This is a genomic window from Rohdeia mirabilis (assembly GCA_007750655.1).
Taxonomy (GTDB): domain Bacteria; phylum Planctomycetota; class UBA1135; order UBA1135.
Genome location: CP036290.1, coordinates 360,443 through 376,022 on the forward strand (window position 1 = coordinate 360,443; position 15,580 = coordinate 376,022).

At 68.3% G+C, this 15,580-nt stretch carries 8 protein-coding genes; 5 read left to right on the top strand and 3 right to left on the bottom strand.

The features are described 5' to 3' along the window. Positions 1 to 181: 181 nt before the first annotated feature. From Pla163_RS01315 to Pla163_RS01325, 3 genes are all read left to right on the top strand, one after another. Positions 182 to 2,674 (top strand): FG-GAP repeat protein, encoded by a 2,493-nt coding sequence (locus Pla163_RS01315; RefSeq protein WP_419186186.1) that lies wholly within the window; start codon positions 182 to 184, stop codon positions 2,672 to 2,674. A 342-nt stretch (positions 2,675 to 3,016) separates the two neighbouring features. Continuing rightward, positions 3,017 to 5,119, top strand: a complete 2,103-nt coding sequence (locus tag Pla163_RS01320; protein WP_145182406.1) for a DEAD/DEAH box helicase — start codon at positions 3,017 to 3,019, stop codon at positions 5,117 to 5,119. A gap of 221 nt (positions 5,120 to 5,340) precedes the next feature. Then, the gene (locus Pla163_RS01325; protein WP_419186187.1) at positions 5,341 to 6,669 is read left to right on the top strand and encodes a DNA-processing protein DprA; all 1,329 of its coding nucleotides are present in this window, start codon (positions 5,341 to 5,343) and stop codon (positions 6,667 to 6,669) included. A 475-nt stretch (positions 6,670 to 7,144) separates the two neighbouring features. Here Pla163_RS01325 and Pla163_RS01330 read toward each other — a convergent pair whose 3' ends face one another. From Pla163_RS01330 to Pla163_RS01340, 3 genes are all read right to left on the bottom strand, one after another. Then, positions 7,145 to 9,625, bottom strand: a complete 2,481-nt coding sequence (locus Pla163_RS01330; protein WP_145182412.1) for a carboxypeptidase-like regulatory domain-containing protein — start codon at positions 9,623 to 9,625, stop codon at positions 7,145 to 7,147. 1,020 nt (positions 9,626 to 10,645) lie between these two features. After that, the gene (locus Pla163_RS01335; RefSeq protein ID WP_145182415.1) at positions 10,646 to 11,512 is read right to left on the bottom strand and encodes a hypothetical protein; all 867 of its coding nucleotides are present in this window, start codon (positions 11,510 to 11,512) and stop codon (positions 10,646 to 10,648) included. Next, positions 11,512 to 12,072 (bottom strand): hypothetical protein, encoded by a 561-nt coding sequence (locus Pla163_RS01340; protein ID WP_145182417.1) that lies wholly within the window; start codon positions 12,070 to 12,072, stop codon positions 11,512 to 11,514. The genes Pla163_RS01335 and Pla163_RS01340 overlap by 1 nt, the downstream gene beginning before the upstream one ends. Before the next feature lie 893 nt (positions 12,073 to 12,965). Here Pla163_RS01340 and Pla163_RS01345 point away from each other — a divergent pair. Next, positions 12,966 to 14,123, top strand: coding sequence for a Fic family protein (locus Pla163_RS01345; protein WP_419186188.1), 1,158 nt, complete (start codon positions 12,966 to 12,968; stop codon positions 14,121 to 14,123). Between the two features lie 145 nt (positions 14,124 to 14,268). After that, the gene (locus tag Pla163_RS01350; protein WP_145182422.1) at positions 14,269 to 15,201 is read left to right on the top strand and encodes a hypothetical protein; all 933 of its coding nucleotides are present in this window, start codon (positions 14,269 to 14,271) and stop codon (positions 15,199 to 15,201) included. Positions 15,202 to 15,580 lie beyond the last annotated feature (379 nt).

Sequence of the window (15,580 nt, forward strand, 5' to 3'; positions counted from 1 at the left end):
GGTGCCGAGTGCGTGCCCGGCGCCGAACCGATCGATCCAGGGCCGCGGTGGGGCACGGAAGCCCGAGTTTCGATCCCCGCGTACGTTCGTTCAGCGTTGCAATGGGCGCCTGCCTCCTGCCGATCGCCCACAGGCCGACGGGAGGACTGCCCACCTGCCCCCGAGGACGCTCGCCCCCCCCATGATCGAATCTCGCTTCGCGGTCGGTGCTCTTGCGCTGTTGACCGCCACCCTTGGACTCGCACCGCTCGCATCGGCCCAAACGCCCGACGGGCTCACCGCCACCGAGTGGACGAGTCTGCGCGAGGCCTACGAGCACGGCCGCCACCGCGTCTTCGCGACCGACGACGGCCAGCACCAGACGCGCACGCCGCGCCAGCAGTACGCGACGCGCTTCGACGGGCGCGGGGCGTTGGTCAGGCCGGACGAAGGTGACTGGACGTTCGGGCTCGAGCTCGTGTCGTACGGCTTCGACGGGAGCGAGATCGAGGTGACGACGCCCGTCCGCACCGAGGTCGACCGCTGCCGCATCAGCTACGCGTGGGACGACACGGTCACCGAGTGGTACGTGAACGGTGACGATGGGCTCGAGCACGGGTTCACGGTGCGGGAGCGGCCGGAGGGTGCCGACAGCGGCGCGGGCGATCTGCGCTTCGACTTGCGTGTCATCGGTGGACTCGACGCGCGCGTGGACGCGGACGGGCTCGGTGCTGCGCTCTTCGACGCGAGCGGCACCTTCGTCGCGACCTACGCCGGACTTTCGACCGTGGATCACACCGGCCGCGAGCTCGCGTCCTGGATGACGTCCTCGCCGGACGGCCTCACGCTGCACGTCGACGACACGGGCGCGCGCTACCCGCTGACGATCGATCCGGTCGTGCAGCAGGCCTACGTCAAGGCGTCGAACACGGACGCGTCCGACCAGTTCGGCTACAGCGTGGCGATCTCAGGCGATACGGTCGTGGTCGGGGCCTACGGCGAGGACAGCAACGCCACCGGCGTCGATGGCAACCAAGCGAACAACGGTTCATCCCAGTCCGGCGCCGCCTATGTCTTCGTGCGAAGCGGGGCGACGTGGGCGCAGCAGGCGTACCTCAAGGCCTCGAACACGGACATCAACGACCAATTCGGTTTCAGCGTGGCGGTCTCTGGCGACACGGTGGTCGTAGGCGCCTGGCGCGAGGCGAGCACTGCCACGGGAGTCGATGGCGATCAGTCGAGCAACCTCGCCGGCTTCTCTGGAGCTGCCTACGTCTTCGTACGGTCGGGCACGACGTGGACGCAGCAGGCGTACCTCAAGGCGTCGAACACCGACGCGTTGGACGAGTTCGGCAAGAGCGTGAGCATCTCCGGCGACACGGTCGTCGTTGGTGCCGCGCAAGAACGGAGCAATGCGGCTGGAATCGACGGGAACCAGGCTGACAACAGTACGAGCAGTTCGGGAGCTGCCTACGTCTTCGTGCGCACCGGGACGACGTGGGCCCAGCAGGCTTATCTGAAGGCCTCCAATTCGAACCAGGGCGATCAGTTCGGGACGTCGGTCGCCATCGATGGAGACACGGTGGTCGCGGGGGCCATCTGGGAGGACAGTGGCTCCGCTGGCGTCGGTGGCGACGAGACCGATAGCAGTGCGTCCAACTCGGGGGCCGCCTACATCTTCGAGCGTTCGGGATCGACCTGGAGCCAGCAGGCCTATCTCAAGGCATCCAACACTGACGCGAACGATCAGTTCGGTTGGAGCGTGGGCCTATCGGGTGACACCGCTGTGGTCGGTGCGTGGCTCGAAGACAGTGCTGCCTCTGGAGTCGATGGAGACCAACTGGACAATAGCTCGAGCAACGCTGGAGCCGCCTACGTGTTCGCTCGATCCGGCTCGACATGGAGCCAACAGTCCTATCTGAAGGCCTCCAACACCGACGGTGGCGATAGCTTCGGGACCAGTGTCGCGGTCTCGGGTGACATCGTGGTCGTCGGCGCCAACTTGGAGGACAGCCTTGCGACTGGAATTGACGGAAACCAGGCGGACAACGGCGCATTTGCCGCGGGTGCCGCGTACGTCTTCTTGCGTGCGGGTTCCACCTGGAGCCAGCAGGCCTACCTGAAAGGGTCCAACACCGAGGAGGTCGACTACTTCGGAACGAGCGTCGCACTCTCGGGCGATACGCTCGCGGTTGGCGCAGTCAGCGAAGCGAGTAGTGCTGTCGGCGTCGACGGAGACCAATCCGATGACAGTGCTAGTGGCGCAGGTGCGACGTACATCTTCGACCTCGGCCTCGACCCCGACTGGCTCGCGTTCCCCGGCTGCTCCGGAATCACCGCGTCGCTCTCGACGCCCACCGGGCCATTGAAAGGCGGCCAGCCGACCAGCACGGACGTGAGCTCGACCGTCGCCCCGAACGGTGCGGCGGCGATCTACTACGGCGCGCTCGGCGTCGATGGTTCCGGCTGCGGAACGCTCTTGCCCGACGGCAATGAACTGCTGCTCGCGCTCGTTCCGTTCCCGTCCTTCTACAAGCTCGCATTCTTGAGCAGTGGTTCGGCCACGGTGTCGTTGCAGTTCCCGCCGAACCCGGCGCTCGTCGGCCTGCGCGTCGCGTTCCAGGCGGCGGTGATCGACCCGCTGACGTTCGCGTCCGAGGTCACGACAGCGATCGAGGGCGTCGTGCGCCCGTGATGGATTGGTCGGTACGGCGTCAGGCACGCAGCTGCCACCTGCCGTGCCGAGTCGCTGCGATTCGCAGCGACGTTGGCGGCAGGTGGCAGCTGCGTGCCTGACGCCGTACCGACCAATCCACCTCGCCGATTTCTCACCCCCGCACCCGCAACCGATCGCGCGCCCGTCCGTCTGTGAGGTGGACGGGGGCCGCCGGGTCGCTCGCGTAGGCTGTGCCTCGCCGATGGGGAAGATCGGATGGGTGTGCTGCACGAGGCGCACTGCCCGTCGCGTCGCTCCGCGCGGTTCCCGTCCCATCCACGTCGCTCCACTCACGCCTGCCGCGCCCCGCGATCGCACCCGATGCCCGACACGACCACCGCCTACGACCCCGCGCGTGCGCTCGAGCTGTTGCGGGCGGGCTGTGGCCGACCGGGCCAGCCGGCGGAGGACGCCCAGTTCCGCGAGGGCCAGGAGGAGGCGATCGCGCACATCGTCGAGGGGCGCGGACGCTTGCTCGTCGTGCAGCGCACGGGTTGGGGCAAGTCGTTCGTGTACTTCGTGGCGACCAAGCTGCTGCGCGAGGCGGGGTGTGGGCCGACGCTGCTCGTGTCGCCGCTGCTGGCCCTGATGCGCAACCAGATCGAGGCGGCAGGCCGCATGGGCGTGCGCGCCGAGACCATCAACTCCGCCAACGAGGGCGAGTGGGACGCGGTCGAAGCGGCGGCCGAGCGGGGTGAGGTGGACGTGTTGCTCGTCTCGCCCGAGCGCCTCGCGAACGAGCGCTTCGTCGCGCGCATGCTCGGCGGGCCGTTCGCGGAGTCGGCGCTGCTCGTGATCGACGAGGCCCACTGCATCTCGGACTGGGGCCACGACTTCAGGCCGCACTACCGGCTCGTCCAACGCCTGCTGCCGCGCCTGTCGGGCGACCTGCGCCTGCTCGCGACCACCGCCACCGCGAACGACCGCGTGATGGCCGACCTGGACGACGTGCTGGGGCCGGGGCTGACGACGATGCGCGGTGGGCTGGCGCGCGGGTCGCTCAAGCTGCAGACGATCACCTTGCGCAACCAGGCCGAGCGTCTGGCGTGGCTGGCCGAGAACGTGGCGCGCGTCGATGGCAGCGGCATCGTCTACACCCTGACGAAGCGCGACGCCGAGCGCGTGGCGGCCTGGCTGCGCACGCGGGGTCTGCGCGCCGTGGCCTACACCGCCGACTCGGGCGACGACCGGCCGCGGCTCGAGGCGGCTCTTCTGAACAACGAGATCGACGCGCTGGTGGCGACGACGGCGCTGGGCATGGGCTACGACAAGCCCGACCTCGCCTTCGTCTTCCACTACCAGTTGCCCGGGTCGGTCGTCGCCTACTACCAGCAGGTGGGTCGCGCCGGACGCGCGCTCGCCGCCGCGCACGGCGTGCTGCTGTCCGGCGACGAGGACCGCGACATCCTCGAGTTCTTCATCCGCAGCGCATTCCCGAGCAAGGACGAGGTGGCGGGGCTGGTGGCGGCGCTCGAAGAAGCGCCCGCGGGCCTGTCCACCGTGTCGCTGCAGCAGCGCCTGAACCAGTCGGGCGGCCGCATCACCAAGGCCTTGCAACTGCTGTCGCTCGAGTCGCCCGCGCCGGTGGTGAAGGAGGGCACGCGTTGGCAGTTGACCGCGGCCGAGCTCGGCGAGGACTTCTGGGAGCGCGCCGAGCGATTGACGGCGCTGCGCGAGGACGAGCTGGAACAGATGGAGGCCTACCTGGCGCTCGAGTCGGGGCACATGGCGTTCCTGATCGAGGCGCTCGACGGCGACCCGAGCGAGGTGACCGAGCCCGACGTGGAGCCGCTGCCCGAATCGGTGGACCCAGGCCTCGTGCAGGACGCGGTGGACTTCCTGCGGCGCTCGGCCCTGGTGATCGAGCCGCGCAAGATGTGGCCGGCGGGCGGGCTCTCCGAGTACGGACTGAGTGGCCGCATCGCTGCGGACGACCAGGTGCGGGAGGGGCGTGCGCTGGGGGTCTGGGGCGACGCGGGCTGGGGCCGGGCGATCAAAGACGGCAAGGAGGTGGACGGTGCGTTCGCGCCCGAGCTGATCGAGGCCTGCTTCGAGATGTATGGCGCCTGGGCGCCCGACCCCGCCCCGCAGTGGGTGACCGCCGTGCCGTCGCTGCGCCATCCGACCTTGGTGCGCGACTTCGCGGCGGCGCTGGCCGAGCGCATCGGCGTGCCGTTCGTCGAAGCCTTGGAGGTGGCGCGCGACCACCCGCCTCAAGCCGAGATGGAGAACCAGGTGCACCGAGCTCGCAACGTGGACGGGGCCTTCGCGCCGTTCCCCAGCCGCGTGCTCGAGGGGCCGGTGCTGCTCGTGGACGACTTGGTGGACTCGCGCTGGACGCTGACGGTGTCGGCCTTTTGTCTGCGGTCGGCGGGCAGCGGTCCGGTGCTGCCCCTGTCCCTGGCGGTGCGATGGAGCGACTAGGCGGGTCGGGCGAAGGTTCCGGAGAGGCGGGCGCCGGTGGATCGGGTGCGTCTGGCTCGGGTGCGCCGGACGCTGGAGCCGCGCGCTCGGGTGGCGCCCACTCTGGCGGGGTGCCGTCTCGTGGCGCGCCATCACGTGGAGCGCCGTCCGGCGACGCAGCTTCGAGTGGGCGCGAGAGCGACGCCCGCGGCCCGTCACCGGCCGCGCGCGTCGCGTTGCTGTTGCTGGCGCCCCTCCAGACGTCCGCCCAGTCTTCGTCCGCGCACGCCGTCCGCCCGATCACGCCCAAGGCCTATCGCCAGCTCGCGCACGTGCTGTCTCAACACGGTGCCGAGCCCGTCGACCTGCTCGACCGATCGCGCCGGCCCGAGCTCGTCGCCCGGGCCACAGCGGCCGTCGCCGACCTCGAGGCCGCGCAGGTCGAGCGCCTGCTCGCGCGCGAGGTGCCGCTGGCCACGAGTTTGGACCAGTGGCAGCAGCGTTCGATCTGGGTGCGGCACCGCACGGACCCGGGCTATCCGGCGGGCTGGCTCGAGCGGCTGGGGGACGGCGCGCCGGTCTTGGTGTGGGGCTGTGGGCGGTTCGCCGAGGCGGCCGCCGCGACGCCGCCACCCGTGGCTGGCGAGTCGCCGGGCGAATCGAGCATCGCGAGGTCGACAGGCTCGCCGCCCGGGCAGCGCCGTGGTTCGGGCAGCGGGTCGCCCGATGGCACGTGCGAAGGAATGCACGGTGAGGCACGAGGCGCGCCGAACGACGTGTCCGACCGAGCGCGCGTCCGACCCGACCCGCTGGTCGGTTCACCGTCGGCGCTGGCGGTGGTGGGCTCGCGCGTGGCGGACGAGGCGAGCCTCGCCTTCGCGGCCGAGGTCGGGCGCCTGTGCGTGGCGGCGGGGCGCGGGCTCGTGTCCGGTGCAGCGATCGGCGTGGACGAGGCGGCGATGCTGGGCGCGCTCGAGGCGGGGGCCGCAGCAGCACGAGGTGCCGCATCACGAGGTACCGCATCACGAGGTACCGCATCACGAGGTGCGGTGCCGTCCGGCGCGCCTGTATCGGCAGGCGAGGCGCGCGTGGTCGGTGTGGTGGCGGACTCGCTGGGCAAGGCGGCGCTCGACCGTCGCTGGCGCGTGCACCTGATGAAGGGCCGGCTCGTGCTGCTGTCGCCGTTCGATCCGAGCCTGCGGCCGCGTGCGGCGAACCTGCTCGCGCGCAACCGCCTCATCCACGCGCTCGGCGCGGCGTCGCTGGCGGTCGCGTCGGCGAAGGGCAAGGGCGGCACGTGGAGTGGCATGCGCGAACAGCTCGCGGCAGGACGCGGCGCCGTCTACACGCGCGCGGCGCCGTCGCCCGGGCTCGATGGCCTGCGCGAGCAGGGGGCGCGGACGTGGCCGGAGGGTTTGGATGCCGAGGGCTTGAATGCGCTGCTCGAGGCGGCGCCCTCGGTGGCGAGTCGCGCTCCGGCGAGTGGCGAGTCGGACGCGGGTGACGCGAGTCCCCACACGAGCGCTCCGCAGCCGCCGCGCCAGCAGGGTCTGTTCGACGAGCCGGGGTAGGGCGAGTAGGCCGAGCCGTTCACGCTGGTCGCCCGAGCAAGTCGCCCGGCGTCGAGGTCGTGGCGCGTGTCCCGATGCGGGGGCTGCGACTCGTGCTGCGGTGCGCCAGCGACGCCCGTGCTGGTCATCGAGTGCGCTGCGGATGGCTCGCCCTCCACAGGCGGCGCGCAGGGCCCCGCACATTTCGAAGACGCCACCCGCCACCCTTCGACACTTCGACCCGTCTGTGTGGTGGATGGCGAACGACGCGGCCCTGGCGAGTCGTCCAAGCACCTCGAGTGCCATGTCGAGGTGGCTCGTTCGCCGTCCAACTCTCCGGCTGGCTGCGACCGGTCGCGCCGAGGAGAGCAAGGGGGGGTGGGGGGGGCGGGGGGGGCTGGGGGGCCCCTGGAAGAGCACCGCGCCGAGATCGAGCCAAGCGACCTCCATCCTCCGAACGCTCGCCGAGAGCGCGCCCCGCCCGCTCGCTGCCGATCTACCGGACCCGAATCACCGTGTTGATCTCGCGTTCGGTCATCGCGCGTCCAACCTCCTCGCCGTCGACCAGCACGCGGTACTCGCCAGCCGGCACCTCGAAGAGCGCGATCGAGCCAGACCCATCGGTGACAGTGGCCGCGCCCTCGAGTTGACCGGTTTCGATCCACGACCCGACCGTCTCGCCCAGTCCCACGTGCTCGAGCTCGATCGCCAGCCCGACCTGCGGTACTCCCGCTTCGTCGCGAACTCGAACCTCGAGGTTGGCAAGCTTCGGGCACACGACCGTCAGCGGCGTCGAACCGCCCGTGTCGATCCGCATCGGCAACTCGCGGCTCCAATGCCCTTCCGCGTGGACGGCGAGACGATAGGGCGCGAGGGCCAGCCCCTCGTACTCAGCGACGCCATCGTTTCCAGCGAAGAACTCGACCAGCCACAACGCGTCGTCGTCGCGACTCACCACCACGCGCGCACCGTCGACCGACGCCGCCGCTCCGCCCGCAGACGCGTTGTCGACCACCTCCACTCGCAGCGTCCCGGGAGCATCGAGTTCGACCCGCGTCACCTCGCCGGCGCGCCAACCGCTCGTGTCCACGCGCGGCACGACGCCTCCCGTCGGACCGATGAGGACGATCCCGAGCGCGTTGTCGGGCAACAGTGGCATCTGCAGCCGTCCATTCTCATCGGTCTCGAGCTGCCGGATGTAGGGGCTGGCTCCGATCGTGAACTCGTCGAACGCGAGCACCAGCGTCTCGGGCAGAGGTGTGCCATTGCGGTCGACGACCTCGATCGTCGCGGTCCCTGGACGAAGGTCGACGACGAGCTCCTGCGTTCCGGTCAATGGCGGAGAGAAGCGGCCCCAGGCCAACTCCTCGCCCGACGGGCTCGAGAGACTCCAGTCCACCGCGTGGTCCAGCACCCCATCCATTGCGATGGCGCGGATGCGCGGCAATTCAGCGTCGAGGTCCACCTGCAACGAGCGCGAGAAGAAGCCCACGTTCGACTCCCAATCGAGTTTCAGCGTATGGAAGGTGTCGAGAGCGAAGTCGCCATCCTCGGCGCCGACGAAGCGGATTCGGAGCTCGTCGCGGCTGACCGGCCACTCGATTTCGATGGTGTCTTCTTCCATCGCATCGAAGAACTCGAGGCGTTCCTCCCGGCCGGTGGGATCGGTCACACCCAATGACCACGAGCCGCGGTTGAAGGGCAGGCTCGCCGTGCCGGTCGAGTCGAAGTGAACAGCTGGTGCGCCCGAATGGCGCGCTTCGTCGACGCTCCACCACTCGGGGTCGCTGTAGCCGCCGGTCAGGCGCACGTCGACGCGGGCGAGGGGCTGGAGCCGCACCACGCCGAAGTCGGCGACCGAGCCTTCCCAGTCGAACTCGGTGGCGACGGTCGAGGAGTAGCCGGGGGCTTCGATGTAGAGCGAGCCCCCCGACTCGGGGAAGCGGTCGATGGTGATGCGGCCGTCGGAGTCGGCCCAAGAGCGATTGGCTTCTGAAGCTGACTCGCGTGGTAGACCAGATAGCGCAGCTACCGACGACGCGCTGTCGACGGGGAGACTGGTGGTAGCGTCCAGAACTCGAACTTTCGATGACGCCCATGGCTTCACCGTAAGGGTCCCAAGGAACTGGCCTGACTCATGCACGTCGAGGACGTGAGGTCCAGAGTATCCGCGGTCGTTGCTTAGGAACAGTGTTGACCGACCGAGCGCAAGCACTGCACTTTCCGCAAGCCCATGGTTCGTCAAGACAAGGCTGGTGGCGGAAGATTGATGGGTGGCCTCGGTCGTCTTGGCTTCGAGAGAAAATGTCTCGAGCCCACTGAGCCTTGGAGCGAGTTGGAAGCTGACGGGGACTGTACGCGACATACGGAATGTCGAATGGCTCGTTCCGGCCTGCGTCCTGCTGTCGAATGAGAGTCCCAGGATGGACTGGTAGCCTATGGCGGAGATGTTGGCTGAGAATGTTTCGCTAGCCGGCAATGTGCTAAAAAAGGCCCACCCATCGGTGTCGGTCTCCTCGGTCCAGGGCGCGCCGGTGCTTTGGGTACTTTCGAGGGTGACTCGCGAGCCCACGATCGGCGCGCCACTCTCCGAGTCTACTGTCCTGATGTTGACGTGACCTTGGGGCTGTACTCGGATTGGTACTTTGAGGTGTGCACCGGGGGATGGAGAGATCGGGGCGATAGCGGGGATCAGGAATGGAGCGTCAATGCGAACGCGCCATGAGTCTGCACCGTCAATGAACGCACACTTGATTGGCTCCGTGCGACCGAGGCTGTCTGCCGAGCTGATGCCTGTGTCGATCCACTCCTGGGAGTCGTCGCTGAATGCTTGGACGCGGGCAATCGCGCCCCAAACCTCTTCGAACTCAGGATCCAGCCACGCTTCTACGAAGAAGGCTGGATGTAGTTCCAGGTCAAGGGTGGGAGGTAGTGGGCCGATGTAGGGAAGTGAGCACTTGAAGTCAGTCTCGGCCACGACCAAATGCTCTCCTCCGTGGTCGAAGGCTTCTACGGAGGACGAAGGGGGGGGTGAGTGTTCGAACTGATGGCAGGTGAGCGCTGGATTGAGGTCGTAGGCAGTACGACCATCTTGATCAAACCGATTGAGGGCGAACTGCGAGACTGTGATGTTGTCTGGGTGTTGAGAATCGCCTGGGTTTGTGATGGTGATTAAGTTGATTGTTCGCGGGGTGCTAGTGATTTCAATCGCCTCGCCATCAAGCCAGTTGCGGGCCGTTAGATGGGCTGGAGTTGAGGTAATGCCTGTTCCGACAACCCAGACTATGACTCCTTCTTCTGAGGGGGATAGTTCTGAAGTTACTAGGACGGCCTGGCCATTGGAGTCGAATGGCGATCGTATCCAATCGTCGTCGTACGCGAGCGGGGAGGCCAAGGACTCCCTCAGTCTGTGGGGCAGCTCTGAAGTCGAGTAGGCGCGTGACGGGAGCGGGGATGGGCTTGCAACTGCCCAGCCTTCAATCGGGTCACCTTGAGGCGTGTGGCCTCTGACGACGATTGTCGGTGGGGGCTGTGGCGCTTCCCGCCTCTGAACGTCGTCTTGCGCCTGCTGGGGGGCGGCACTTGGTGGTGTCTCTGCTGAGTCGCCAGGTAGCCGCTGAGGCTCTGCCTCAGCTTCGGAGACGTGTTCAATGCTTTCTTCGGGTGGACCTAGGGCCAACCAGATAGCGGTCAGAAGCAATGCCGCAGCCGAAAGGAGGGTCAGTGCAACTCTTAGGGGCGCGGTCACTCTCTTGTCCGCAGTCATGCTTGGCTGCGGCGTCGGGCGGCCTTCGTTCGCTTCTCATTTGGGGGGGCGGTCGGCGTCGGTAGATCACCACTGGCCGTCGCCTTGTCAACTTGACGAACGTCTGAGGGCTTCGTGGCGCCAGGCCTCTTGGCGGGCGGTGCTCCGCCTCCACCCTGGGGGAATGCCTGGGAGGTTGCGGCGAGCAAGATGATTGCCGACAGGGCGAGTTTCGTTCGCAGAGGCATTGATCTACTCGCTGAGCCAGCGTGCCAGGAGGGGGTCGGAATCGCTGATCATCTCAATTGATTGGGCGCTGAGGGCGTACCTTGACGACCTGCTGCGCAGCGCTCCTGAAAGCCAGGGGATGTGTTCGCTGAGAGTCACTTCAGCTTCCTCCCTTAGCGACGGAGCGATTGGTTCTTGAGACAGCACTGAGTTGAGATAGCAGCAAGCCAGAAAGCGAGGATCCGGGAGTAGTTCGTAGGCGCAGCGGTAGCTCCTTGCAGCGGCTGAGTGACTTCCGCCTACATAGCTACTGAATGCATGATTCGAGTAGTAGACCTGGAGGTCTACGTCGAAGCGGCTGGCTGCTTGGCCCATGAGCTGGGACGAGAGTCTTGCTTCTCCACTAAGGGCATATCCGCGCGATGCATTTACCAGGCTGGCGCCGCGCCTCCGTACCGTTAGCGCTTGCACGGCGAGAGTCTTCCAGTTTGGACTGTCGCAAGTGGCGTTCAGGCCCACATGCTCATTCCCGTGGTTGGTCTGCGCCACCCAGTCGCGTGTGACTCTTCGTCGTCCTTCCCGGTTGAGTAGCGATTCGTATCGGACGATCGGCTCCGAGTAGATGACCGTTTCAGGCTCGGTGCTCCAAGCCGTCACCGCCAGATACAGCGCGGTCTCAAACGCCAACCCCACCTCGTCCCGATAGCAATCCAGCAGGTGCTTCTCCGCAGGGCTCAGGAACGGCGCGCTCGACCGCAGCAGCGGCTGTCGCTCGTCGGCCATCTTCTCGAGCGGCACTCGCTGCACCCGCAGGAGGAACGAGTCCTCCTGCTTCGCGACGTCGTGGAGCACCTCCAGGACGTCGGGGCTCAGGTGGGTGAGTGCGCTCATCAGAGGAACTCTCCGTCGTCGCCGACGATGCGTGGGTTGAGGGGGTCGGTCGTGTTCGAGATGTGGGCGAGGGCCGCTCGCAGTTCGGACTGCACATGGGCGTGGTCGCCGAACCCGGCCTCGACGCATTGGTCCAGGCTCCAGCCCTCGACGATCGTCCGGAACGCGATGACGCGCCGATCGTACGCCATGTCGTTGAAACGCACCGCAGCCAGCCGCGCGTCGTCCGCAGGGATGCCCAGCAGCTCCGTCATGAGCGCGTAGTCGTCCTCCGCGCCCTCCGGTATGGGCACGAGATTCGTTTGGTTCTCGCGATCCTCGTAGAGCAGATCCCGCAACGACCGCGACAGCACCCACTCGAGCCACTCGTCGTCCGGCTCCTGCCGCCCCTCCGCCGTGCCGTGGAACACCGCGCGCGCCAGGCTCCGCATCCACACCCGCTGTGGATCGAACACGAGGCACCGCTCGCGCAACCGCCGGCGCACCCGCGGCTTCATCCCCAAGACGTCTCGCTCCGCCAGCTCGAACACCACCGTCGTCGGCGCGACGCCCTTCTTCATGCACTCGTCCACGTGCCGGAAGCGATAGCGCGAGCGCTCCGGCGGCACGTACGGCACGAGCAGGTCGCGCACCTGCTCCATCCCCGGCGCTTGATCGCCGGTGGCCGTGCTGGTCGGGTCGTCGGAGCCTGGTGACAAGTCTGCGCCACGCTGGTGAGGCGCGGCCGTTCGTGGCACGGGTCGTTGCGGGCAGGTTGAAGGCCGTGCACGGACGGACGGCCACGAGCGTCGAGCGAAACGCGATCGGGGGGATCGCGGCGAGGCAGAGGTCGCTGGACGATCGGCCGATGATAGCGAGGGGCCGCGATCACCGCCCAGTTGGCGCATGGGCCGCCGCGCGTGGGAACGTGTGGACCGCCGCCGAGAGGTCGGTCGGAGCGCTCGGCCCCGCCCGGACGTCCAGGGTCCGCAGAACTCGGCACGGCGGCCCGACGTCGGTGGGGAAGTTGTGGGGAAGCTGTGGAGAACGGGGGGGCGGAGCCCGTCGGAGCCTCAGCTCGCGCCAGAGTGCGGGATCGAGCGCGCGGGGAGCGGGTGGAAGGGGCCCAGGGGCGGGGCTCGCGGCCTCGAGGCGCGCTCCGGCCCCGCGAACGGCTCCCTGCGTGCCCGATCGGGCTTCTCGGCCGTCCGAGACGGGGTCGGCCGCGCCCGCCTGTGCCCCGTGCGGTGAATTGGCGTGCTAATCTCCGCAAGTCCTGCGGAGATTGAGCCCGCGCGGACGATCCGATGGCCCGAGCATGGGCCGTGACTCGACCCTGGTCCCGTGCGACGCCCTGGGCGCTTCCCGTGGCGATGCCGCCGCAGAAGCCCCAGTCGATGCCCCGGATGCACCGATCGCTGGCGCGTCGACGCGCTGGCGCCACCACAGCGCCCACCCCGCCTCCACTCGACCCGTGCCCTTCACCCACCAGCTCCCCGACTGGCCCCGCCTCACCTGGGACGCCGCGGCCCTGGCCGCGCCGCTCGCCGCCGTGCGCCACGCGCAGGGTCGGCACCTGGGGACCATGAGCGCTCTCGGTTTCGGCGCGGGCGACGAGGCCGAGCTCGAATCGCTCACCGTCGAGCTCGTCCGCTCGTGGGCGATCGAGGGCGAGGCGCTCGACGCCAGTGAGGTGCGCTCGTCGATCGCGCGCCGGCTCGGCCTCGACGTGGGCGGCCTCGACGCCGCTTCCATGTCGAAGCCGTCGCGCCGCGTGGACGGGCTCGTTCAGATGCTGCTCGACGTGACGCACGCGTGCTTCCAGCCGCTGACATCGGAGCGCCTCTTCGGCTGGCATGCCGCACTCTTCCCGACCGGACGCAGCGGTATCGAGTCCATCACTGTCGGAAACTGGCGCACGGCCGACTCCGATCCGATGCAGGTTCTGTCCGGAGCGATCGGCCGCGAGACCGTGCACTTCGAGGCGCCCGCCGCCGCGCGCGTCGCGGACGAGATGTCGTGCTTCCTGCGCTGGTTCGAAGCACGCGGCAGGGTCGGCTCGCCACAGCTCGACGCCCCCGACCTCGACCCGGTCCTGCGCGCCGGGCTCGCGCACCTGTGGTTCATCACGGTGCACCCGTTCGACGACGGCAACGGCCGCATCGCGCGTGCCATCGCCGACCTCGCCCTGGCGCGCGCCGACGGTACGCCCCAGCGCTTCTACAGCCTCTCGGCCCAGATCGAGGCCGAGCGGCGCGACTACTACGACCAGCTCGAGCGCGCCCAGCGCGGCACCTGCGACGTGACCGAGTGGCTCGCGTGGTTCATCGGGTGTCTGGGCCGCGCGATCGAGCGCGCGGGCGGCACGCTCGAGCGGGTGCGCCGCGCGTCACGCGTGTGGAGCGCCGTCGCCAAACTCGAACTCAACGACCGCCAGCGCCAACTGATCGAACGCCTGCTCGGCGACTTCGAGGGCAACCTGACGTCGAGCAAGGCCGCGAAGCTGACGAAGTGCTCGCCCGACACGGCGCTGCGCGATCTGAAGCAGTTGGTGGCGTGGGGTGTGCTCGAGCGGGGCGAGGCGGGCGGGCGGAGTACGGCGTATCGGTTGGTGGTGCTGGAAGAAGGCTGAACGGCGCGGTGTCGCAAGAGCGAATCTCTCCTATCAAACGCGAGCCATCTCCGTACGCCGTGACTCGATGGGCTGGGCAGCCCACGCGCCACTCCACACGCCAGCCCGCACGGTAGACGCCGGATGTGCGCCGCCGCGCACCACCATGAACATCGCACGCTCCGCCACCTTCGCTGCCATCTCCACAGCCGTCGTCCTCGCCATGGCCAGCGCGTGTCGGGCGCCCGCTCCCGTCGATGGAGGCGATGCGCTGCGACCGATCACGTCGTTCGAGAGGCATCTCTCACGGGAAGGCTTCGACATTGCGTCGGACCCGGCGAGCCCCGAGTGGGCGGTCGGTGGCGGCGCCGGACTCGCGCGCACGTTCAACCTGATCTGGTACTCCGTGAGCGGCGGCGGGGCGGACTTGGATCCCGAGGTCGGTCAGACGGTCGCGTTCGCCTTCACACCGATCGCCACGTCGTCCTCCACCCCGATGCAACTCCTGGTCGCGGGGGTCGATGACCGCGGGGCCAGCATCATCGAGCTGGTCGAGCTCCGACACCCGATCCTCGACTCGGTCACGGGGGACTGGATTCTCCGTGCGCCCGAGCGATCCGTGCTCTTCGACGAATTCACGGCTGGCTACGTCTCGGCGTTGCGTGAACTCGAAGGCGTGCCCCACACGATCCTCGCCGTCCTGCACGGGACCGGACAGGTCGTGACGATCGACACCGGGAGCGACACGGTCCAGGTCGTGGCTGCCGAGAGCCCGCTCTCCGGCATGCCGGACTTTCCACTCGGTAGCGATCGGTGGGTGACGCTCATCGAGACGCTGGAGTTTCCGGGCCACGGGTTCGCGTACCTCGTGCACACGGACATGGATCGGTCCAGCTATGCGGACATCGGCGATCCTCCGGCCGGGCTCACGACACAAGAAGAGCACGATTGGATCGAGTCTCAACGGCGGATGCGCACTTGGGACGTGCTCCTGCTCGACTCGACCGGACTGGGCGTCATCGATGGCTCCGAGATATCGGACTTCGAGACGCCTCCGTACGGACTGGCTGGAGACCTCGCCGACTTCGCGATCGACTGATCGTCCGTGGGCGCGATCGAGACCGCTCCCGCCGATCGCCCAATCGCGAGCGCCGCACCACTTCTTCGCCCTTCGCCGTGCCGGCCCTCCGAGGTCGTGGCGCGCTGGCCCATGACCCTCCCGTCGATTGGCTGTGGTGACCTCCGAGCGAACGTTGTGCGACGATGACGCGCGGCTCGGTGTCGGACTCGCTGCTCCTGCGGTGACCTCGCACGTGCATCACCTGCAACGTGAACGGGTCGAGCCGAGCGACCCGCACAAGGTGAGCGACGAAACGCGGCCGCGAACGCACGCACTACGGGCGCTTCGTGCGGCACACCGTGTCGATCGGTCAACGGGGTGAAGCCCGCTTCACCCCGCCGCTCGAGCGACGCATCTC